Origin of the sequence: Streptococcus oralis, assembly GCF_023109155.1 — a bacterium.
Lineage (GTDB): Bacteria > Bacillota > Bacilli > Lactobacillales > Streptococcaceae > Streptococcus > Streptococcus oralis_BZ.
In genome coordinates, this window is the sequence record NZ_JALDUA010000001.1 from 49633 (window position 1) to 71364 (window position 21732).

Sequence of the window (21732 nt, forward strand, 5' to 3'; positions counted from 1 at the left end):
TTTTGTGTCTGAAGTTAGAGAAATCAATCATGAAAGAAGGGCTTGCATCTTTTAAAAGGTCGCTTTTTAAGGGCATTTGTGATATAATAATGCGCAAGAGGTTTAGAATGAAAAAAAATAATTTAACTCCGAATTCTGCGATTCTACTAGGGATTGCAACTTTCGGAACCTTAACAATGCTGATTATTTTTTCACAAAATAATGTTGTAACAATCAGTGTCTTGTTTTTATTTGTACTTCTTTATCTGCTTTTATTTGTCTGGCAAAAAAAACAGTATGAAAAGAGCGAAATTGAACAAATCCAATACGTAAATCATCAAGCTGAAAATAGCTTGAGTACTTTGCTTGATCAAATGCCGGTGGGAGTCCTGAAATTAGACTTATCAAGCGGAGAAGTGGAATGGTTTAATCCCTATGCTGAGCTGATTTTAACTACTGAAGAGGGCGAAATTGATGTTGAGTTAATTCAAACCATCATCAAGGCTTCTGTTGGAAATCCTGGTTCGTATGCTACCTTGGGCGAAACACGATATGCTGTTCATATGGACAAGGCTTCGGGTGTTTTGTATTTCTTTGATGTTTCTGGGGAGTACGAAGCAACTGTAGAATTGGTAACTAGCCGTCCAGTCATTGGAGTCATCTCAGTAGATAACTATGATGATTTGGAGGATGCGACATCTGACTCCGATATCAGTCATATCAATAGTTTTGTAGCCAATTTTGTTTCAGAATTTGCTAGTAAGTATGCTATGTTTTCTCGCCGTGTGGGGATGGATCGTTTTTATGTATTCACAGATTACACGGTACTAGAGGAATTGATGAATGATAAATTCTCTGTTATTGATAGTTTCCGAGAAGAATCAAAACAGAGGCAACTGGCCCTAACCTTAAGTATGGGATTTTCTTATGGTGATGGAAACCATGAAGAGATAGGGAAAATTGCCTTGCTCAACTTGAACTTAGCAGAAGTTCGCGGTGGTGACCAGGTGGTGGTCAAGGAAAATAACGAAACCAAGAATCCTGTCTACTTTGGTGGAGGGACTGCTGCATCTATCAAACGTACTCGTACACGTACCAGAGCCATGATGACAGCCATTTCTGATAAGATTCGAAGTGTTGACCAAGTTTTTGTAGTCGGTCATAAAAATCTAGATATGGATGCTTTGGGCTCTGCTGTTGGTATGCAGTTGTTTGCAAGTAATATTATTGAGAACAGTTATGCTGTCTATGATGCAGACCATATGCCAGCAGATATCGAACGTGCTATTCAGTTCTTGAAGAAGGAAGATGTCACGAAGCTTTTATCTCTTACAGAGGCGATGAAGTTAGTTACAAACCGTTCATTATTGATTCTGGTGGATCATTCCAAGACGGCTTTGACTTTGTCAAAAGATTTTTATGATTTGTTCACTCAAACTATTGTTATTGACCATCATAGACGTGATCAGGATTTCCCTGAGAATGCAGTCATCACCTATATTGAAAGTGGAGCAAGTAGTGCCAGTGAGTTGGTCACAGAATTGATTCAGTTCCAAAATTCTAAGAAGAATCGTTTGAGTCGTATGCAGGCCAGTGTTTTGATGGCTGGTATGATGCTGGATACCAAGAATTTCACATCTCGCGTGACGAGCCGAACCTTTGATGTCGCTAGCTATCTGAGAACACGGGGAAGTGACAGTATTGCTATCCAGGAGATTGCTGCGACAGATTTTGAAGAGTACCGTGAGGTAAATGAACTCATTTTACAAGGTCGTAAGTTAGGTTCAGATATCTTGATTGCTCAAGCTAAGGACTCAATTTCTTATGACACAGTTGTTATCAGTAAGGCTGCCGATGCTATGCTGGCTATGTCTGGTATTGAGGCTAGTTTCGTTCTGGCAAAAAATACACAAGGATTTATCTCTATCTCGGCTCGAAGTCGTAGTAAAATCAATGTGCAACGTATTATGGAAGAGCTGGGTGGTGGAGGTCACTTTAATCTAGCAGCTGCGCAAATCGAGGATATGAGTTTGTCGGATGCAGGAGAAAAATTGACTCAACTAATCTTGGAAGAACTAAAGGAAAAGGAGAAAGAAGAATGAAAGTAATCTTTTTAGCAGATGTTAAAGGAAAAGGAAAAAAAGGCGAAATTAAGGAAGTGCCAACTGGCTATGCTCAAAACTTCCTGATTAAAAAGAATTTGGCCAAGGAAGCGACTGCTCAAGCAGTGGGTGAGTTGCGTGGAAAACAAAAATCAGAAGAAAAGGCTCATGCTGAAATGATTGCTGAAGCAAAAGCCATCAAGGCTAAGCTTGAAGCAGAAGAAACAGTTGTAGAGTTTGTTGAAAAGGTTGGACCAGATGGCCGTACATTTGGCTCTATCACTAACAAGAAAATTGCAGAAGAATTGCAAAAGCAGTTTGGTATTAAGATTGACAAACGCAATATTCAAGTGCAAGCACCAATTCGAGCAGTAGGTTTGATTGATGTACCAGTGAAGATCTATCAAGATGTCACAAGTGTCATCAATCTTCATGTAAAAGAAGGTTAAGTTTACAACTTCTTGACAAGATTGTAAAAGGAAGGAAAGTCGGATGGCAGAAGTAGAGGAACTGCGAGTTCAACCTCAGGATATTTTGGCAGAACAATCTGTTCTGGGGGCTATTTTTATAGATGAGAGTAAGCTCGTTTTTGTCCGAGAATACATTGATTCTCGTGACTTCTTTAAGTATGCTCATCGGTTGATTTTCCAAGCGATGATAGACTTGTCGGATCGTGGGGAAGCGATTGATGCGACGACGGTTCGAACTATTTTGGATAGCCAAGGCGATCTCCAAAATGTTGGTGGCTTGTCCTATCTTGTTGAAATTGTCAACTCTGTACCAACTTCAGCTAATGCGGAGTATTATGCTAAAATCGTAGCTGAAAAGGCTATGCTACGTCGCTTGATTTCCAAGTTGACAGAGTCTGTCAACCAAGCCTATGAAGCTTCTAAGCCTGCAGATGAAATCATCGCTCAAGCAGAAAAGGGACTCATTGATGTTAGTGAAAACGCCAATCGTAGTGGTTTCAAGAACATTCGTGATATTCTAAATATCAACTTTGGGAACCTAGAAGTTCGGTCACAACAAACTACGGATATCACAGGTATTGCTACAGGCTATCGTGATTTGGACCATATGACGACAGGTCTCCACGAGGAGGAGCTGATTATCCTAGCGGCGCGTCCAGCGGTTGGTAAGACAGCCTTTGCTTTGAACATTGCTCAGAACATTGGGACTAAGTTGGACAAGACGGTTGCCATCTTTTCACTGGAAATGGGTGCAGAAAGCCTAGTAGACCGTATGCTGGCAGCAGAAGGTTTGGTGGAGTCTCATTCTATCCGTACTGGTCAATTGACTGATGAGGAGTGGCAAAAATATACCATTGCTCAAGGGAACCTAGCCAACGCGAGTATCTATATCGATGATACGCCAGGGATTCGGATCACGGAAATTCGTTCGCGTTCACGTAAACTGGCTCAAGAAACAGGCAATCTAGGCTTGATTTTGATCGACTACCTACAGCTTATCACAGGTACTGGTCGTGAGAACCGCCAACAAGAAGTCTCTGAAATTTCTCGTCAGTTGAAAATTCTAGCCAAGGAATTAAAGGTTCCAGTCATTGCTCTTAGTCAGCTATCTCGTGGAGTGGAACAGCGTCAGGATAAGAGACCAGTCTTGTCTGATATTCGTGAATCGGGTTCTATCGAGCAGGATGCGGATATCGTAGCTTTTCTATACCGTGACGACTACTACGATCGTGCGGGTGAAGAAGAGGAAGGAATTCCAAATAATAAGGTTGAGGTTATCATCGAGAAAAACCGTAGTGGAGCTCGTGGAACGGTGGAATTGATTTTCCAAAAAGAATACAATAAATTTTCAAGTATCTCAAAGAGGGAGGCATAAGATGTCAGATGCATTTACAGATGTAGCCAAGATGAAAAAAATCAAAGAAGAGATCAAGGCGCATGAGGGACAAGTCGTTGAAATGACTTTGGAAAATGGCCGTAAGCGCCAAAAAAATAGACTAGGTAAGCTAATTGAGGTTTATCCATCTCTATTTATCGTTGAATTTGGGGATGTTGAAGGAGACAAACAAGCCAATGTCTATGTTGAATCCTTCACCTACTCAGATATCTTGACAGAAAAGAACTTGATTCGCTATCTAGACTAAGAATCCTAAAATGAAGTGAGCTTTGCTCACTTTTTTCTTTTTCTCCCGAATAGTATAAACGAGGGTAACCTCGGAAATTTATATTATTAAGGAGAATGAATGACGTTTTTTAAATCAGGAGTTAAGAAGAGTGGATATACTCAGTTGGGTGTAGGGCTGGCTACTTTGTTCGTTACGAGTACCTTTTTGTTTGGTGGAGAATCGGTTAAAGCCGACAGTGTAGCGCGTGGAGATGATTATCCGCTTCACTACAAAAATGGTAGTGTTGAAATCGATCAGTGGCGGATGTATTCTCGCCAGTGTACCTCTTTTGCGGCCTTTCGTTTGAGTAGTGTAAATGGCTTTGAGATTCCTCCTGCCTACGGAAATGCGAATGAATGGGGACATCGTGCAAGGCGAGAAGGCTACCGTGTGGATACTAAGCCAGAAGTTGGGGCTATTGCTTGGTCGACAGAAGGTTATTATGGGCACGTGGCCTGGGTATCAAATGTGTCGGGGGATACGATTGAAATCGAAGAGTATAACTATGGGGTTCGAGAAAAGTATAACCGTCGAAAAGTCAAGGCTAGTTCGATGACAGGTTTTATTCATTTCAAGGATTTATCTACTAGCCATAGTGCGGGTGAGAATGCTCGTAGCTCAGAGCTTCCGTCTAGTGGGACAATAGTATTCACGGAGAAATCGCCGATTATGGACCAACCGTCACGTACAGGACAGGTTATTGACTACTATTATGCTGGTGAGAGTGTAAGCTATGATCAAGTTCTTGAAAAGGATGGTTATAAGTGGCTCGGTTATCTATCCTACAGTGGTGCTAGAAGATATGTGCAGTATACAAAGTTAAGCAATACAGAGAAAGGCTGGAAAAAAGAAGGAGGGAGTTGGTATTACCGAGAGAATGGTAAGCTAGTAACAGGATGGAAAAAAGTTAATGGCAATTGGTATCATTTAAAGGAAAATGGGGCCATGTCAACTGGCTGGATTAAGGATGGCTCTCACTGGTATTATCTAAAGGCATCAGGGGAGATGCAGACAGGTTGGCTCAAGGAAAATGGAACATGGTACTATTTGGAAAGTTCAGGGGCTATGAAGTCTAGTCAGTGGTTCCAGGTAGGCGGAAAATCTTACTACGTCAATGCTTCAGGGGCTTTAGCAGTGAATACTACAGTGGATGGCTATCGAGTGGATAGTAATGGAGCTAGAATCTAGAAAGAATATAAAAAAGAGAACTTCACTACCATTTGCCTATTCTTTCCGATGGTATTTTTCCTTGCTTTCCTTTATAATGGGTGTATGGACAAGAAAAAATTATTATTAATTGATGGATCTTCTGTTGCTTTTCGAGCTTTTTTTGCGCTCTATCAGCAGTTAGATCGTTTTAAAAATGCTAATGGCCTTCATACCAATGCAATCTATGGCTTTCAACTCATGTTGAATCATGTCTTAGAGCGAGTTGAACCCAGCCATGTTTTGGTAGCTTTTGATGCTGGTAAGACGACTTTTAGAACAGAGATGTATGCAGACTACAAGGGTGGCCGTGCTAAAACTCCAGATGAGTTTCGTGAGCAATTTCCCTTCATTCGTGAGTTGTTAGACCACCTTGGGATTCGCCATTATGAGTTGGCCCAGTATGAAGCCGATGATATCATCGGGACTCTAGGACGTTTGGCTGAGAAGGATTCCTTCGATGTGACAATTGTTAGCGGAGATAAGGATTTGATCCAGTTGACGGATGAGCATACGGTGGTCGAGATTTCCAAGAAAGGTGTGGCTGAGTTTGAGGCCTTTACACCCGACTATCTCATGGAAAAAATGGGCCTCACACCAGCTCAGTTTATTGATCTTAAGGCTCTTATGGGGGATAAGTCTGATAATATCCCTGGGGTGACCAAAATCGGTGAAAAGACGGGTATCAAGCTCTTGCTGGAGCATGGTTCGCTCGAGGGTATTTATGAAAATATCGATGGGATGAAGGCTTCTAAGATGAAGGAAAATCTCATCAATGATAAGGAACAAGCCTTTTTATCTAAAACACTAGCGACCATTGATACTCAGGCACCGATTGAGATTGGTCTTGATGATTTGGTCTATAATGGCCCAGATGTGGAAAATCTCGGGAAATTCTACGATGAGATGGGCTTCAAACAGCTCAAACAAGCTTTAAATATTTCATCGACAGATGTGCCTGAAAGTTTGGATTTCGCCATCGTTGACCACGTCAGTCAAGACATGCTGAGCGCAGACTCTATCTTCCACTTTGAACTCTTTGGTGAGAACTACCATACAGATGATTTGGTTGGTTTTTCCTGGTCCTGCGGAGATAAACTTTACGCTACAGACAAACTTGAGCTCTTGCAGGAGCCGATTCTCAAGGATTTTCTAGAAAAAACACCTCTGAAAGTGTATGACTTTAAGAAAGCGAAGGTTCTTTTAAATCGCTTGGGCTTGAACCTGCAGGCCCCTGCTTTTGACAGCCGTTTGGCAAAATACTTACTCTCAACAGTCGAGAACAATGAAATCTCAACTATTGCGAATCTCTATGGCCAGACTTATCTGGCTGATGATGAGACTTTTTACGGTAAGGGGGTCAAGAAAGCTATCCCTGAGAGAGAGAAATTCTTGGAGCACTTGGCTCGCAAGGTTGTGGTATTGGTTGAAACCGAGCCGGTTTTACTTGAAAAACTCGGTGAACATGGACAGTTAGATCTCCTCTATGACATGGAGCAGCCTCTGGCTTTTGTCCTTGCCAAGATGGAAATTGCTGGAATCAAGGTCAAAAAAGAAACCCTGCTTGAGATGCAGGCTGAAAATGAGCTTGTCATTGAAAAGCTAACTCAGGAGATTTATGAACTGGCTGGTGAGGAGTTTAATATCAACTCCCCTAAGCAGTTGGGCGTGCTTCTCTTTGAAAAGCTCGGCCTTCCTCTAGAATACACCAAGAAAACCAAGACAGGTTACTCGACAGCCGTGGATGTGCTAGAGCGTCTGGCTCCTATTGCGCCAATTGTTAAGAAAATTCTAGACTACCGTCAGATTGCTAAGATTCAGTCTACCTATGTGATTGGTTTGCAAGACTGGATTTTGGATGATGGCAAGATTCACACGCGCTATGTGCAGGATTTGACTCAAACAGGGCGTCTGTCTAGTGTGGATCCAAACTTGCAAAATATTCCTGTTCGTTTGGAACAAGGTCGCTTGATTCGTAAGGCTTTTGTGCCTGAGTGGGAGGATAGTGTGCTGCTCAGCTCGGACTATTCACAGATTGAATTGCGCGTTTTGGCTCATATTTCTAAAGATGAGCACTTAATTAAGGCCTTCCAAGAGGGGGCTGATATCCATACCTCGACGGCCATGCGGGTCTTTGGAATTGAACGCCCTGAGGATGTGACTCCAAACGACCGTCGTAATGCTAAGGCGGTTAACTTCGGAGTGGTTTACGGAATTTCAGATTTTGGCTTGTCTAATAATCTAGGCATCAGCCGTAAGGAAGCAAAAGCCTACATAGACACTTACTTTGAACGCTTCCCAGGTATTAAAAACTACATGGATGAGGTGGTGCGTGAGGCGCGTGATAAGGGTTATGTAGAGACTCTCTTCAAGCGTCGTCGTGAGTTGCCAGATATCAATTCGCGTAACTTCAACATTCGTGGTTTTGCAGAGCGGACTGCCATCAACTCTCCTATCCAGGGTTCAGCAGCAGATATCCTCAAGATTGCTATGATTCAGCTAGACAAGGCTTTAGTAGCGGGCGGTTATCAGACCAAGATGCTGTTACAAGTGCATGATGAAATCGTCCTTGAAGTTCCGAAATCAGAACTAGCAGCTGTCAAAGCTCTAGTGAAACAAACCATGGAAGAAGCCATCCAGCTCAGTGTTCCCCTTATCGCAGATGAAAATGAAGGGGCAACATGGTACGAGGCTAAATAAGAAAGTTATGAAAGAGTTTGAAACATTTACCTTCAAGCTCTTTTTCATGATTTTCTGTAAGCAGTTTCCTTGACTTTTCCTTGTATTTGCGTTACTATATTTCCATATAAGATATGGGAGTCTGTGTACAGTCTGAGAGGAAGTGTTAAACTTCGACCGCACCTGATTTGGGTAATGCCAGCGTAGGGAACGATACTTAGCCGAATTCTGCACCTTTTCCATATATGGAAGGGGTTTTCTTTTTGTCAAAAGGAAACCTGAGAAAAGGAGGTTTTTATGAAAGCAAGCATTGCCTTGCAGGTCTTGCCCCTATCACAGGGGATTGATCGAATTGCTATTATCGATCAGGTTATTACCTATCTGCAAGCTCAGTCCGTGACCATGGTAGTGACACCCTTTGAAACGGTCTTGGAAGGGGAGTTTGATGAGCTCATGCGTATTCTCAAAGAAGCGTTGGAAGTGGCAGGGCAGGAGGCAGATAATGTCTTTGCCAATGTCAAAATAAATGTAGGAGAAATTTTAAGTATTGATGAGAAACTTGAAAAGTATACTGAGACGACACATTAGTCTATTGGGTTTTCTCGGAGTCTTGTCGGTCTGGCAGTTAGCAGGAATATTCAAACTTTTACCCAAGTTTATCCTGCCAACTCCTCTTGAGATTTTCCAGTCCTTTGTTCGTGACAGAGAATTTCTCTGGCACCATAGTTGGGCGACCTTGAGAGTGGCATTACTCGGACTAGTCTTAGGAGTCTTGATTGCCTGTCTCATGGCTGTGCTTATGGACTGTCTGACTTGGCTAAATGATCTTATCTACCCTATGATGGTGGTTGTTCAGACCATTCCGACCATTGCTATAGCTCCTATCCTGGTCTTGTGGCTAGGCTATGGAATTTTGCCCAAGATTGTCTTGATAATCCTGACGACAACCTTCCCTATCATCGTCAGTATTTTGGATGGTTTTAGGCATTGTGACAAGGATATGCTGACCTTGTTTAGTCTGATGCGGGCCAAACCTTGGCAAATCCTGTGGCATTTTAAAATCCCGGTTAGCCTGCCTTACTTTTATGCAGGTCTGAGGGTCAGTGTCTCCTACGCCTTTATCACAACAGTGGTATCTGAGTGGTTGGGAGGTTTTGAAGGACTAGGTGTTTACATGATTCAGTCTAAAAAACTGTTTCAGTATGATACCATGTTTGCCATTATTATTCTGGTGTCGATTATCAGCCTTTTGGGTATGAAACTGGTCGATATCAGCGAAAAATATGTGATTAAATGGAAACGTTCATAGAATAAGAATGTTTCAAAAAAGAAAAGAGGAAATGAAAATGAAGAAAACATGGAAAGTGTTTTTAACGCTTGTGACAGCTCTTGTAGCTGTCGTGCTGGTGGCTTGTGGTCAAGGGACTGCTTCTAAGGACAATAAAGAAGCAGAACTCAAGAAGATTGACTTTATCCTAGACTGGACGCCAAATACTAACCACACAGGGCTATATGTTGCCAAGGAAAAAGGTTATTTCAAAGAAGCTGGAGTGGATGTTGATTTGAAATTGCCACCAGAAGAAAGCTCGTCTGACTTGGTGATCAATGGCAAGGCGCCATTTGCAGTGTACTTCCAAGACTACATGGCTAAAAAATTGGAAAAAGGGGCAGGAATTACTGCCGTTGCAGCTATCGTTGAGCACAATACATCAGGGATCATCTCACGTAAATCTGACAATGTCAGCAGTCCAAAGGACTTAGTTGGGAAGAAATACGGAACTTGGAATGACCCGACTGAGCTTGCTATGTTGAAAACCTTGGTAGAATCACAAGGCGGAGACTTTGAGAAGGTCGAAAAAGTACCAAACAACGACTCAAACTCTATCACACCAATTGCCAATGGCGTCTTTGACACTGCTTGGATCTACTACGGTTGGGATGGTATCCTTGCCAAATCGCAAGGTGTAGATGCTAACTTCATGTACTTGAAAGACTATGTCAAGGAGTTTGACTACTACTCACCAGTTATCATCGCTAACAACGACTATCTCAAAGAAAACAAAGAAGAAGCTCGCAAAGTTATCCAAGCTATCAAAAAAGGCTACCAATATGCCATGGAACATCCAGAAGAAGCTGCAGATATCCTCATCAAGAATGCACCTGAACTCATGGAAAAACGTGACTTTGTTATCGAATCTCAAAAATACTTGTCAAAAGAATATGCAAGCGACAAGGAAAAATGGGGACAATTTGACGCTGAACGTTGGAATGCCTTCTACAAATGGGATAAAGAAAATGGTATCCTTAAAGAAGACTTGACAGACAAAGGCTTCACTAACGAATTTGTAAAATAATGACAGAAATTAGACTAGAACACGTCAGCTATGCCTATGGCGATGAAAAGATTTTAGAAGATATCAACCTGCAGGTGGCTTCGGGTGAAGTGGTTTCTATCCTAGGTCCAAGTGGTGTAGGAAAGACCACCCTCTTTAACCTAATCGCTGGAATTTTAGAAGTCCAGTCTGGGCGAATTGTCCTTGACGGCGAGGAAAATCCTAAGGGGCGCGTGAGTTATATGTTGCAAAAGGATTTGCTTTTAGAGCACAAGACGGTGCTTGGCAATATCATACTGCCCCTCTTGATTCAAAAGGTGGATAGGGCGGAGGCCATTGCCCGAGCGGATGACATCCTTGCGACCTTTCAGTTGACTGCTGTACGGGACAAGTATCCTCACGAACTCAGCGGAGGGATGCGCCAGCGTGTAGCCTTGCTTCGGACCTACCTTTTCGGGCACAAGCTCTTTCTTCTAGACGAGGCCTTTAGTGCCTTGGATGAGATGACCAAGATGGAACTCCACGCTTGGTACCTTGAGATTCACAAACAGCTACAGCTGACGACCCTCATCATCACGCATAGTATTGAGGAAGCCCTCAATCTCAGTGACCGCATCTATATCCTAAAAAATCGGCCTGGACAGATCGTTTCTGAAGTCAAACTAGATTGGTCTGAAGATGAGGACAAGGAAGTCCAAAAGATTGCCTACAAACGGCAAATATTAGCAGAATTAGGCCTAGATAAGTAGAAAAATAGGGAGTTGGTGAAGATTATCCTTTACCAGCGCCCTTTTTCTTTAAAAAAATCAAAAATTTCGGTATAATAGTCAAAGATAGTCAAGGTTCAAAGAAGGAGTTTGATTTACTATGAGATTTAAAAATACATCAGATCATATCGAAGCCTATATCAAGGCGATTTTAGACCAGTCTGGTATCGTGGAATTGCAACGGAGCCAGTTAGCTGATACCTTCCAGGTTGTGCCAAGTCAGATTAACTACGTCATCAAGACACGCTTTACGGAAAGTAGAGGTTACTTGGTTGAGAGCAAGCGTGGTGGTGGAGGCTACATTCGCATAGGGCGGATTGAATTTTCCAGTCATCATGAGATGCTCCGCGATTTGCTTTATTCGATTGGTGAGCGAGTTAGTCAGGAGATCTATGAGGATATCCTCCAGCTTTTGGTGGAGCAGGACTTGATGACCAAGCAGGAAATGACCTTGCTGACTTCAGTAGCAACGGATCGTGTCTTAGGGGAAGAATCTTCAGTTGTCCGTGCCAATATGCTCCGACAGCTATTACAAGAGGTAGATAGAAAAGAGAAGTAAGATGAACTATTCAAAAGCATTGAATGAATGTATCGAAAGTGCCTACATGGTTGCGAGCCATTTTGGAGCCCGTTATCTAGAGTCTTGGCATTTATTGATTGCCATGTCTAATCACAGTTACAGTGTGGCAGGTGCGACTTTAAACGATTATCCTTATGAAATGGACCGTTTAGAAGAGGTTGCGTTGGAACTGACTGAAACGGACTATAGCCAAGACGAAACCTTTACGGAATTGCCCTTTTCCCATCGTTTGGAGGTCCTCTTTGCAGAAGCAGAGTATGTGGCCTCAGTAGTCCACGCAAAGGTACTAGGGACAGAGCATGTCCTCTATGCAATCTTGCATGATGGCAATGCCTTGGCGACTCGCATCTTGGAGAGAGCAGGCTTTTCTTATGAAGACCAGAAAGATCAGGTTAGAATTGCTGCTCTTCGTCGCAATCTAGAAGAGCGTGCAGGATGGACAAGAGAAGATCTCAAGGCTTTGCGTCAACGTCATCGCACAGTAACTGACAAGCAAAATTCCATGGCCAATATGATGGGCATGCCTCAAGCTCAAAGTGGTGGTCTAGAGGACTACACGCATGACCTGACGGAGCAAGCGCGTTCTGGCAAGTTAGAGCCAGTTATCGGTCGAGACAAGGAAATCTCACGTATGATTCAGATTTTGAGTCGGAAGACCAAGAACAATCCTGTCTTGGTTGGAGATGCGGGTGTCGGGAAAACAGCTTTAGCACTTGGACTTGCTCAGCGTATTGCTAGTGGGAATGTACCAGCTGAAATGGCTAAGATGCGCGTTTTGGAGCTTGATTTGATGAATGTCGTTGCAGGGACACGTTTCCGTGGTGACTTTGAAGAGCGTATGAACAACATTATCAAGGATATCGAGGAGGATGGCAAAGTAATCCTCTTTATCGATGAACTTCACACCATCATGGGTTCTGGTAGCGGTATTGATTCGACTCTGGATGCAGCCAATATCTTGAAGCCAGCCTTAGCTCGCGGAACTCTGAGAACAGTTGGTGCAACCACTCAAGAAGAATACCAAAAACACATCGAAAAAGATGCTGCCCTTTCTCGTCGGTTTGCCAAAGTGACGATTGAAGAGCCAAGTCTAGCTGACAGCATGACTATTTTGCAAGGTTTGAAGGCTACCTATGAGAAACACCACCGTGTGCAAATCACAGATGAAGCTGTTGAAACGGCTGTCAAGATGGCGCATCGTTACTTGACTAGTCGTCACTTACCAGACTCTGCTATCGACCTTTTAGATGAAGCAGCAGCAACAGTGCAAAACAAATCCAAGCAAGTGAAAGCAGACGAATCCGACTTGAGTCCAGCTGACAAGGCCTTGATGGATGGCAAGTGGAAACAAGCTGCCCAGTTAATCGCAAAAGAGCAGGAAGTCCCTGTCTATAAAGACTTAGTAACAGAATCTGAAATTTTGACTACCTTAAGTCGCTTGTCAGGGATTCCAGTCCAAAAACTGACTCAAACGGATGCCAAGAAATACCTGAATTTGGAGGCTGAACTACACAAACGTGTCATTGGCCAAGATCAAGCTGTTTCAAGTATTAGCCGTGCCATTCGTCGCAACCAGTCAGGGATTCGCAGTCACAAGCGTCCGATTGGTTCCTTTATGTTCCTAGGGCCGACAGGAGTCGGTAAGACCGAATTGGCCAAGGCTCTGGCAGAAGTCCTCTTTGATGACGAATCAGCCCTTATCCGCTTTGATATGAGTGAGTATATGGAGAAATTTGCGGCTAGCCGTCTCAATGGAGCACCTCCTGGCTATGTGGGCTACGAGGAAGGTGGGGAGTTGACCGAGAAAGTTCGCAACAAACCTTACTCTGTGCTCCTCTTTGACGAGGTAGAGAAGGCTCACCCAGATATCTTTAATGTCCTCTTGCAGGTTCTGGACGACGGTGTCTTGACAGATAGCAAGGGACGCAAGGTGGATTTTTCAAATACCATTATCATCATGACGTCAAACCTTGGTGCAACAGCCCTTCGTGATGACAAGACGGTCGGCTTTGGCGCGAAAGACATTCGTTTTGACCAGGAAAATATGGAAAAACGCATCTTTGAAGAGCTGAAAAAAACTTATCGACCAGAGTTTATCAACCGTATTGATGAAAAGGTAGTCTTCCATAGCTTGGATAGCGGACATATGCAGGAAATTGTCAAGATTATGGTTAAACCATTGATTGCTAGCCTAGCAGAGAAAGGCATCGACTTGAAACTGCAAGCTTCAGCCCTGAAGTTGCTAGCTAGTCACGGTTACAATCCAGAAATGGGAGCCCGTCCACTTCGCAGAACCCTGCAAACAGAAGTGGAAGATAAGTTGGCAGAACTCCTCCTTAAGGGAGAACTGGTAGCAGGCAAGACCCTCAAGATTGGTGTCAAAGCTGGTCAACTAAAATTTGATATTGCTTAAAAATGGAGAGTCAGGAGCAGTCCTGATTCTTTTTTTTCTACTTTTTTATAAAAAATGATAAAAAACTATTGACAAAACAAAAATATAGTATATAATAAAAACATAGAAAATAAAAATATCAAAAATTATAAAAAGGTAAAACGTTTATGAAAAAGAAAACAGCAGTGGTGTTTGGGACCTTTGCCCCCCTCCATCAGGGACATATCGATCTGATCCAGCGAGCGAAGCGTCAGTGTGACCAGGTCTGGGTAGTCGTTTCAGGCTACGAGGGAGACCGAGGTGAGCAGGTAGGTTTAAGTCTTCAAAAACGATTTCGCTATATCCGAGAGGCTTTTCGGGATGACGAATTGACCTCTGTCTGCAAGCTGGATGAGACCAACCTTCCCCGTTACCCTATGGGCTGGCAGGAGTGGTTGGACCAGATGTTAGCGGAGATTTCCTATGATGAAACCCAGCAAGAACTGACTTTTTTTGTAGGAGAAGCAGACTACCAGCAAGAGCTAGCTAAACGTGGATTTGGCACTGTCTTGCAAGAAAGAAAGTTTGGTATCTCAGCGACTATGATTCGAGAAAATCCAAGCAAATATTGGAAATACATCGCTCAACCCTTCCGTCGTCAGTTTACCAAGAAAGTCTTGATTATGGGAAGTGCTAGCAATGGGAAGACCACTCTGGCCAAGGATTTGGCAAGGTATTACGATGCGCCCGTTAGTCTGGAATACGCGCGTGAGTACCAGATCAAAAACAATGTCCGCGACGATGAATTGACTCCAAAGGATTACTATTATCTCCTTTTAGGGCAGTATGACCAGACCTCCAAGTTAATCGACAGCAATGCCAATCGAGGCCTAGTGATAGCCGATACCAACTCCTTGGTAACTAAGGGCTACTATGACTATTACATGGAGACAGAGGACCAAGGGGACTTATCAGGAGAAACCTTTGACAATCTCTTTGTTTCGATCTTAGCCAAGGAAAAATGGGATTTGATTCTCTTTGTGCAACCTGTCGGTTCCTATGTCAATGACGGATTTAGAGATATGACCATGGCGGAAGACCATATTCGCTACAGTTTTTCCCAGCATTTGGACCAGATGAGGGAGCGATACTTAACCACCATTCCACTAGTTTATCTAGCGGAGGATTATCTAGGCAATTATGAAGCAGCAAAAGTGGCTATCGATGCCATTTACCAAGCAGATTAGGAGAAAATTATGAAAACAGTAACTAAAAAAATCACACAATTTATCGAAAACTTTAAAAATGTCCATGCCGAAGCTCGCAAGATTGGTTTTGCAGGAACCATGCGTTTGCTCTGGAAAGATCTCTTTGTCGGCCGTAGTCTTTTCCAGTGGTTGTATCTCATCGCCTTGTCGAGTGTTCCCTTGATTTTGGAATTTACGCAAAATACGGAAAGTCATGATTGGCTGAGCTTATTTGCATCTTGGACTGGGATTGTCTGTGTTATCTTGGTAGCAGAAGGGCGTGCAAGCAATTATCTCTTTGGAGCCATTAACTCGGCTATCTATTTGATCTTGGCCATGAATGCGACTTTTTACGGAGAAGTTTTAACGACTGTTTACTTCTTTGTCATGCAGCCGATTGGTCTCTATGCTTGGCTGTCCAACCGTATCAATGACCAAGGAAAACCAGAAGAATCCCACTTTGAAGCTAAGAAATTATCTGTTCTTGACTGGCTCAAGTACTTGGCCTTGACTGCCATTATCTGGATTGGTATGGGCTTGGCTTACCAAAGTATCAATAGCGCTCGCCCTTTCCGTGATAGTGTTACTGATGCGACCAATGGTGTTGGTCAGCTCTTGATGACACGTCTCTACCGTGAGCAATGGATTTTCTGGATTGCAACCAATCTCTTTAGTATTTATCTCTGGTGGGGTGAAAATATCCACATTCAAGGGATGTACTGGGTTTACACACTCAACAGTCTAGTGGGTTGGTACCAATGGACTAAGGCAGTTCGAAAGGAGGCATAAGATGGCAGACATAAAGATTCCAGCCGGGATGACGGAAAAAGAATATTATGAAATCCATGCCAGTCAGGAGGAGTTTTTAGACTGGTACTACAAGCAGGAACTCCCTCAATATGAAAAACCAAGTGTGACAGTGGATATGGTAGCCTACTGCTTTGTCGAAGGAAAGATCAAGCTCCTGCTGATCCGTCGCAAGGCCCACCCTTATCAAAACTGTTTGGCTCTGGTTGGAGGCTTTATGGACAAGGGAGAAGATGCTGCACATGCCTGTCAGCGCGAGGTGAGAGAAGAAGTCAATCTCGATCTACCTTTGGAGAAAATCGAGCAATTAATGACAGTATCGACTCCCGAGCGTGATCCACGGGGGTGGACAGTGACCATTGCCCACTTAGTGTACCTACCTAGTCGTGCATTAGACCTCGTTCAGGCTGGAGACGATGCTAAGGATGTCGTTTTCGTTGATGTCGACTTTCAGACGGGCAAATGCTACCTAGATGGAGTCGAGCTGGAGGAGCAAGCCTTCGCCTTTGACCATTATGCCATTATCCAAGAATCCATCAAACGAATTCAAGGCCGTCTTGACTGGAATCCGACCTTCCTCTATCTGCTGGAGGAGGAGTTCACCGTTTACGAAGGAACTGAACTAGTCAATCTCATCAATCCCGGTCACCCAATCGTCAGCAATAACTTTCTCGTAAAATACGGCGAATATGTAGAAGAAGTCGGACTCAAACGAGTACCCAAAAAGAAACCAAGAAAAACCTATCGATTGAAATAAAAAGTGAGGTCGGGAACTTTTCCCGACCTCTTTATCTACCATCATGAGATGGCTTTCTGTTGCGACTGTATTAGTGGTGGCTGTCTTTCTTAGGATTACTCAATATGTGAGTAAAGAAGTCTTTGTATCGATACTTGAGATAGTTCTCATGTAAAAATAACAAGGCGATATAGACAATCATAAAGATTGCAGTCAGATAGAAGACATCAAATGCAGTTCGCGCATAGTAAGTGGCTGATTGATAAGAGCCAATAGCTCCCAAAATCAACCAAGGAAGATACTTGTAATACTTATTTAGCATAAGAGCATACCTCCTATATTCTATTTCAATGTTATTATATTCCTTTATCTAATGCAATGCAAGCGATTACACAAAGGTGATGTAAAAAATAGGACTCTAATTTTAAAAATTTTCTATTTTTTTCGTTTCAATTACGAATAGAAATAGTAGAGAGAAATTTTTTAAAATAGTTTCTCTAAATAGTTGACAGATTCAAGGCCTGATGTTACAATCATATTACAAAAAGATTTCTTAACATTTCAAAAATGTTACAAAGGAGTAGAAAAATGAAAAAGAAAACCTATATCAAATTGATGGCAGCGACTGTATTGGCTTCTACCTTGCTACTGGGAGCTTGTGGAAATAAAAACGAAACCACTCAAACCAGCAGCTCTGCCAAGACAAGTCAATCATCAAGTTCTAAAGCAGCTTCTTCTAGCAAAGAAAGCAAGACACAAAAATCTTCAAGCTCAGCTTCATCTGAAAAGGCTCAGGCATCTTCTGGTCAGTCTTCTACAACGGCAGATCAGTCACAAGCGAAACCAGCACCTGAATCAAGACAAGAACAAGCAGCTCCTAGTCAACAAGCCCCTTCTCAGGCTCCTTCAACTCAGCAAGGTTCTCAAGCCCAGTCTAACCAGTCAGGCTATGATCCAACAACTGACCGCCAACTTCAAGACAAGCAAGCAGAACACAACAAACGCTACAAGGGTGTTTTAACCATGGTCGATGGTGATTTCTCAGCAGCTGCAGGCAACTGGAAGGGAGCAAATGGCGAAACTATTACGGTTTCATCAGGGGGCCAATTTACAGTAGAAACTGCAGATGGAAAGAAAGAAAACTATTCTATCAGAGGCTACTCTTACACACTTGATGATGGCAAGTATAATGCCAAAATCGGTGGCGGGAAAATCATCCAAATTACAACAGGTGCGGATGGTAAAGTTTCGAGTGTTGCCTTGATTCAATAATAGTATCTAGGATTTCCTAGGATAAAAAAACCGTAAACTCAAGCGAGTTACGGTTTTTTGTATATTATGCTTTGTCTAATTGCAAGAGGGCTTCAATCTCTGCTAGGGTGCTAGCTTGTGAAATAGCTCCACGAAGTTTGGCAGCACCAGATGTTCCCCGGAGATAGTGCGGAGCGAGGCCGCGGAATTCACGAACGGCTACGTTTTCTCCTTTGAGGTTAATCAAGCGTTTCAAATGTTCGTAGGCGATTTTCATCTTGTCTTCAAATGTCAAGTCAGGGAGAATTTCTCCTGTTTCAAAGTAGTGGTTGATTTGATTGAAGAGATAGGGATTTCCCATGGCTGCGCGACCAATCATGACAGCGTCAGCCCCGACTTCTTCGATACGCTGTTTGGCTTCTTGGACCGTACGGATGTCACCATTTGCGATAAATGGAATCTTGGTCAAAGCTTGAGCAACCTTGTGAAGGGTCTCGAGGTCGGCATGACCAGTATACATTTGCTCACGTGTACGACCGTGCATAGCGAGGGCAGAGACACCAGCAGCCTCAGCTGCGAGGGCATTCTCCACGGCTAGGGATGGATCAGACCAGCCAGTGCGCATTTTGACAGTGAGGGGGATATCAAGGACAGATTGGACCTTGTTGATGATAGAGTAGATCTTGTCTGGGTCCTTGAGCCACATAGCGCCAGCTTCATTCTTCACGATTTTGTTAACTGGGCAACCCATGTTGATATCGACGATATCAGTCTTGGTGTTTTCTTGGATGAATTCTGCTGCGCGTGCGAGGCTGTCTTCGTCGCTACCAAAGAGTTGGATAGAAACGGGGTTTTCGCCTTCATCGATATGAAGCATATGTAGGGTTTTTTCGTTGTTGTATTGGATTCCCTTGTCAGAGACCATTTCCATTACAACGAGTCCAGCTCCGAGCTCTTTTGCGATGGTACGAAAGGCTGAGTTTGTCACACCAGCCATGGGTGCTAAAACAGTACGATTGGGAATCTCAACATTGCCAATCATAAAGGGTGTATTAAGATTTGTCACGAATGAGTTCCTCCAGGTCGTTTTCATCAAAGTTATAAGTTGTTTGGCAGAATTGACAAGTGATTTCTGCCCCGTGATCTTCCTCTTTCATTTCCTCAAGGTCTGAGCTTGGAAGGCTGGCAAGAGCGTTCATAAAACGTTCTTTACTGCAGTCACATTGGAAACGGATTTCTTCTTCAGATAGACGTTTGTAGGATTCGTCACCGTAGATAGCCTTGAGGAGGGCTTCGATATGGTCATCGCTTTCCAGAAGGGTTGAGATAGCTGGCATTTCTTGGATGCGTTTTTCAAAGCGAGCAATCTCTTCTTCCTTGGCCCCTGGCAAGACTTGGAGAAGGAAACCTCCGGCAACTTCGACCTTGTCGTCTTTATCCAAAAGAACATTGAGCCCGACTGCTGAAGGGGTTTGTTGACTTTCAGTCAGGTAGTAGGCCAAGTCTTCACCGATTTCCCCAGAGATGAGGGGAGTCATGGAGTTGTAGGGATTTCCAGTACCATAGTCTGTGATAACGAGGAATTGACCGTTTCCAACAAAAGGTCCGACAAGGACTTCACCAGTTGCAGTCTTTTTGATGTCAACACCTGGATTTTGAACGTAGCCCTTGACGTTTCCCTTGGTATCTGCGACTGTGATGATAGCACCTAGAGAGCTTGTTCCAAGAACTTTAACCGTTAGCTTGGTATTTTCTTTTTCATTGGCTGCGAGAATCTGGCTAGCGATAAGGGTACGGCCAAGTGCAACAGTTGAACTGGCTTGGGTTTGATGTTTTTCTTGAGCAGTGCGGACGGTTTCAGTGCTATCAAGGACAAAAGCACGAAAGGCTCCGCTTTCTGATATAGTTTTAATAATTTTATCCATAGCTACTATTTTAGCATAAAAATGCCCAAAGGGGGAGCCGTGTGTTTGCTGTTTCTGTGGAATAATGACGAGAAAATCGGCCTTAAAATAAAATGCGAAACAGATTATTTCAGCATTTGAAAGATTTATGCTATGCTTGTAGGAGAAAATGAAAGGGGTAACAAATGTATTTAGGTGATTTGATGGAAAAAGCCGAATCTGGTCAATTTTTAGTCCTTTCCTTTCTATTACAAGATTCGCAGACAACAATCAAAGAAGTTATGGAAGAAACAGGTTTTTCAAAGGCGACCTTAACCAAGTATATCTCTCTGATTAACGAAAATGCCTTGGAAAGAGGTTTAGAGCTGACCATTCACTTGGAAGATGAAAATCTGCGTTTGTCGATTGGTGCAGATACCAAGGGAAGAGAGATTCGGAGCTTGTTTCTAAACAATGCCATTAAGTACCAAATTTTGGTTTACCTTCTCTATCACCAACAGTTTCTAGCTCATCAGTTGGCTCAAGAATTGATGATTAGCGAGGCCACGCTTGGTCGCAACTTAGCTGGTCTAAATCAGATTTTGTCAGAGTTTGACTTATCCATCCAAAATGGCCGTTGGCGAGGTCCGGAGCATCAGATTCGCTATTTCTATTTCTGTCTTTTCCGCAAGGTTTGGTCCAGTCAGGAGTGGGAAGGTCACATGCAGAAAGCTGAGAGAAAGCAGGATATTGCTTCCCTAGAAGAAATCTGCGGTGCTAGCTTGTCTTCAGGTCAGAAATTGGACTTGGTTCTCTGGGCTCATATCAGTCAACAGCGTCTTCGGGTCAATGCCTGTCAGTTTCAGGTTATAGAAGAAAAAATGCGAGGGTATTTTGACAATATTTTCTACCTTCGTTTGCTGAGAAAGGCTCCGTTCTTTTTTGCTGGGCAACATATCCCTCTAGGAACTGAGGATGGTGAGATGATGGTATTCTTTTCATTTCTCCTTTCCCATCGTATTCTTCCTCTTCATACTATGGAGTATATCCTTGGTTTTGGAGGGCAGTTAGCCGATTTGCTGACGCAATTGATTCAAGAGATGAAGAAGGAGGAGCTGCTGGGGGACTACACAGAGGACCATGTCACCTATGAACTCAGTCAGCTCTGTGGTCAAGTTTATCTCTACAAGGGCTATATCTTGCAAGATCAGTACAGATACCAGACAGAGAATCGCCATCCCTATTTGCTGATGGAACATGATTTTAGAGGAACTGCAGAGAGAATTTTTCATGCTATACCTGCCTTTCAGCAGGGAACGGATTTGGATAAGAAAATTCTCTGGGAATGGCTCCAGTTGATAGAGTATATGGCAGAAAATGGTGGCCAACATATGAGGATTGGTTTGGATTTGACATCTGGTTTCCTTGTCTTTTCTAGGATGGCTGCCATTTTGAAACGGTATTTGGAATACAATCGTTTTATTGCCATTGAAGCCTATGACCCTAGTCGGCATTATGATTTGTTAATTACCAACAACCCTATCCATAAGAAAGAACAGACTCCGATCTATTATTTAAAAAACGACTTGGATATGGAGGATTTGGCAAAGATTCGTCAGATGCTCTTTGCTTAAAAGGCCTGAATTTTCAGGTCTTT

The 21732-nt window shown here is 43.1% G+C and carries 20 protein-coding genes; 17 read left to right on the top strand and 3 right to left on the bottom strand.

Features of this window, described 5'->3' with window-relative positions; translation table 11 throughout:
* Window positions 1-107 precede the first annotated feature (107 nt).
* The 15 genes from M1F63_RS00250 to M1F63_RS00320 all read left to right on the top strand — a co-directional run bounded on the left by M1F63_RS00250 (window position 108) and on the right by M1F63_RS00320 (window position 16962).
* On the top strand, window positions 108-2081 hold the full coding sequence (locus M1F63_RS00250; RefSeq protein WP_247940446.1) for a DHH family phosphoesterase: 1974 nt from the start codon (window positions 108-110) through the stop codon (window positions 2079-2081).
* Window positions 2078-2530, top strand: coding sequence for a 50S ribosomal protein L9 (gene rplI, locus M1F63_RS00255; RefSeq protein WP_206283806.1), 453 nt, complete (start codon window positions 2078-2080; stop codon window positions 2528-2530). Before M1F63_RS00250 ends, rplI begins: the two co-directional genes overlap by 4 nt.
* 43 nt (window positions 2531-2573) lie before the next feature.
* Window positions 2574-3926, top strand: a complete 1353-nt coding sequence (gene dnaB, locus M1F63_RS00260) for a replicative DNA helicase (RefSeq protein ID WP_247940447.1) — start codon at window positions 2574-2576, stop codon at window positions 3924-3926.
* 1 nt (window position 3927) lies between these two features.
* Window positions 3928-4194, top strand: coding sequence for a Veg family protein (locus M1F63_RS00265; protein ID WP_001278165.1), 267 nt, complete (start codon window positions 3928-3930; stop codon window positions 4192-4194).
* A 99-nt stretch (window positions 4195-4293) separates the two neighbouring features.
* Window positions 4294-5403 carry an SH3 domain-containing protein gene (locus M1F63_RS00270; RefSeq protein ID WP_247940448.1) on the top strand — a complete coding sequence of 370 codons (1110 nt, stop codon included), beginning with the start codon at window positions 4294-4296 and terminating at the stop codon, window positions 5401-5403.
* Window positions 5404-5487: 84 nt separating this feature from the next.
* On the top strand, window positions 5488-8121 hold the full coding sequence (gene polA / locus M1F63_RS00275) for a DNA polymerase I (protein WP_247940449.1): 2634 nt from the start codon (window positions 5488-5490) through the stop codon (window positions 8119-8121).
* Between the two features lie 276 nt (window positions 8122-8397).
* Window positions 8398-8688, top strand: coding sequence for a thiamine-binding protein (locus tag M1F63_RS00280; protein WP_247940450.1), 291 nt, complete (start codon window positions 8398-8400; stop codon window positions 8686-8688).
* A complete protein-coding gene (locus tag M1F63_RS00285; RefSeq protein WP_247940451.1) occupies window positions 8651-9409 on the top strand; it encodes an ABC transporter permease in 759 nt (252 codons plus the stop codon). Before M1F63_RS00280 ends, M1F63_RS00285 begins: the two co-directional genes overlap by 38 nt.
* Before the next feature lie 37 nt (window positions 9410-9446).
* A complete protein-coding gene (locus M1F63_RS00290) occupies window positions 9447-10454 on the top strand; it encodes an ABC transporter substrate-binding protein (RefSeq protein WP_084850081.1) in 1008 nt (335 codons plus the stop codon).
* A complete protein-coding gene (locus tag M1F63_RS00295; RefSeq protein ID WP_084850080.1) occupies window positions 10454-11182 on the top strand; it encodes an ABC transporter ATP-binding protein in 729 nt (242 codons plus the stop codon). The genes M1F63_RS00290 and M1F63_RS00295 overlap by 1 nt, the downstream gene beginning before the upstream one ends.
* A gap of 118 nt (window positions 11183-11300) precedes the next feature.
* The gene (locus M1F63_RS00300; protein WP_001211263.1) at window positions 11301-11759 is read left to right on the top strand and encodes a CtsR family transcriptional regulator; all 459 of its coding nucleotides are present in this window, start codon (window positions 11301-11303) and stop codon (window positions 11757-11759) included.
* 1 nt (window position 11760) lies between these two features.
* Window positions 11761-14193, top strand: a complete 2433-nt coding sequence (locus M1F63_RS00305; RefSeq protein ID WP_247940452.1) for an ATP-dependent Clp protease ATP-binding subunit — start codon at window positions 11761-11763, stop codon at window positions 14191-14193.
* A 146-nt stretch (window positions 14194-14339) separates the two neighbouring features.
* Window positions 14340-15398: an AAA family ATPase gene (locus M1F63_RS00310; protein ID WP_071851763.1), complete on the top strand. Its 1059-nt coding sequence runs from the start codon at window positions 14340-14342 to the stop codon at window positions 15396-15398.
* Between the two features lie 9 nt (window positions 15399-15407).
* Window positions 15408-16187, top strand: a complete 780-nt coding sequence (pnuC, locus tag M1F63_RS00315) for a nicotinamide riboside transporter PnuC (RefSeq protein WP_000860150.1) — start codon at window positions 15408-15410, stop codon at window positions 16185-16187.
* 1 nt (window position 16188) lies between these two features.
* Window positions 16189-16962: an NUDIX domain-containing protein gene (locus M1F63_RS00320; protein ID WP_247940453.1), complete on the top strand. Its 774-nt coding sequence runs from the start codon at window positions 16189-16191 to the stop codon at window positions 16960-16962.
* A 70-nt stretch (window positions 16963-17032) separates the two neighbouring features.
* On the opposite strand, the gene M1F63_RS00325 is transcribed toward M1F63_RS00320, so the two are convergent.
* Window positions 17033-17263, bottom strand: coding sequence for a hypothetical protein (locus M1F63_RS00325; protein ID WP_070837201.1), 231 nt, complete (start codon window positions 17261-17263; stop codon window positions 17033-17035).
* A gap of 266 nt (window positions 17264-17529) precedes the next feature.
* Between M1F63_RS00325 and M1F63_RS00330 the strand changes: the two genes are divergently transcribed.
* A complete protein-coding gene (locus tag M1F63_RS00330; RefSeq protein ID WP_000730907.1) occupies window positions 17530-18213 on the top strand; it encodes a hypothetical protein in 684 nt (227 codons plus the stop codon).
* Window positions 18214-18277: 64 nt separating this feature from the next.
* Here the strand turns inward: M1F63_RS00330 and dusB are convergent, their stop codons facing one another.
* Both dusB and hslO read right to left on the bottom strand, forming a co-directional pair.
* Entirely contained in the window at window positions 18278-19258 is a 981-nt protein-coding gene (gene dusB / locus M1F63_RS00335; RefSeq protein ID WP_000183317.1) for a tRNA dihydrouridine synthase DusB, read from the bottom strand.
* Window positions 19245-20117 (bottom strand): Hsp33 family molecular chaperone HslO, encoded by an 873-nt coding sequence (gene hslO / locus M1F63_RS00340; protein ID WP_247940454.1) that lies wholly within the window; start codon window positions 20115-20117, stop codon window positions 19245-19247. The genes dusB and hslO overlap by 14 nt, the downstream gene beginning before the upstream one ends.
* Window positions 20118-20281: 164 nt before the next feature.
* Here hslO and M1F63_RS00345 point away from each other — a divergent pair, with 164 nt between their 5' ends.
* Entirely contained in the window at window positions 20282-21709 is a 1428-nt protein-coding gene (locus tag M1F63_RS00345; RefSeq protein WP_247940455.1) for an AcpB/EbpR/MafR family transcriptional regulator, read from the top strand.
* Window positions 21710-21732: the final 23 nt, after the last annotated feature.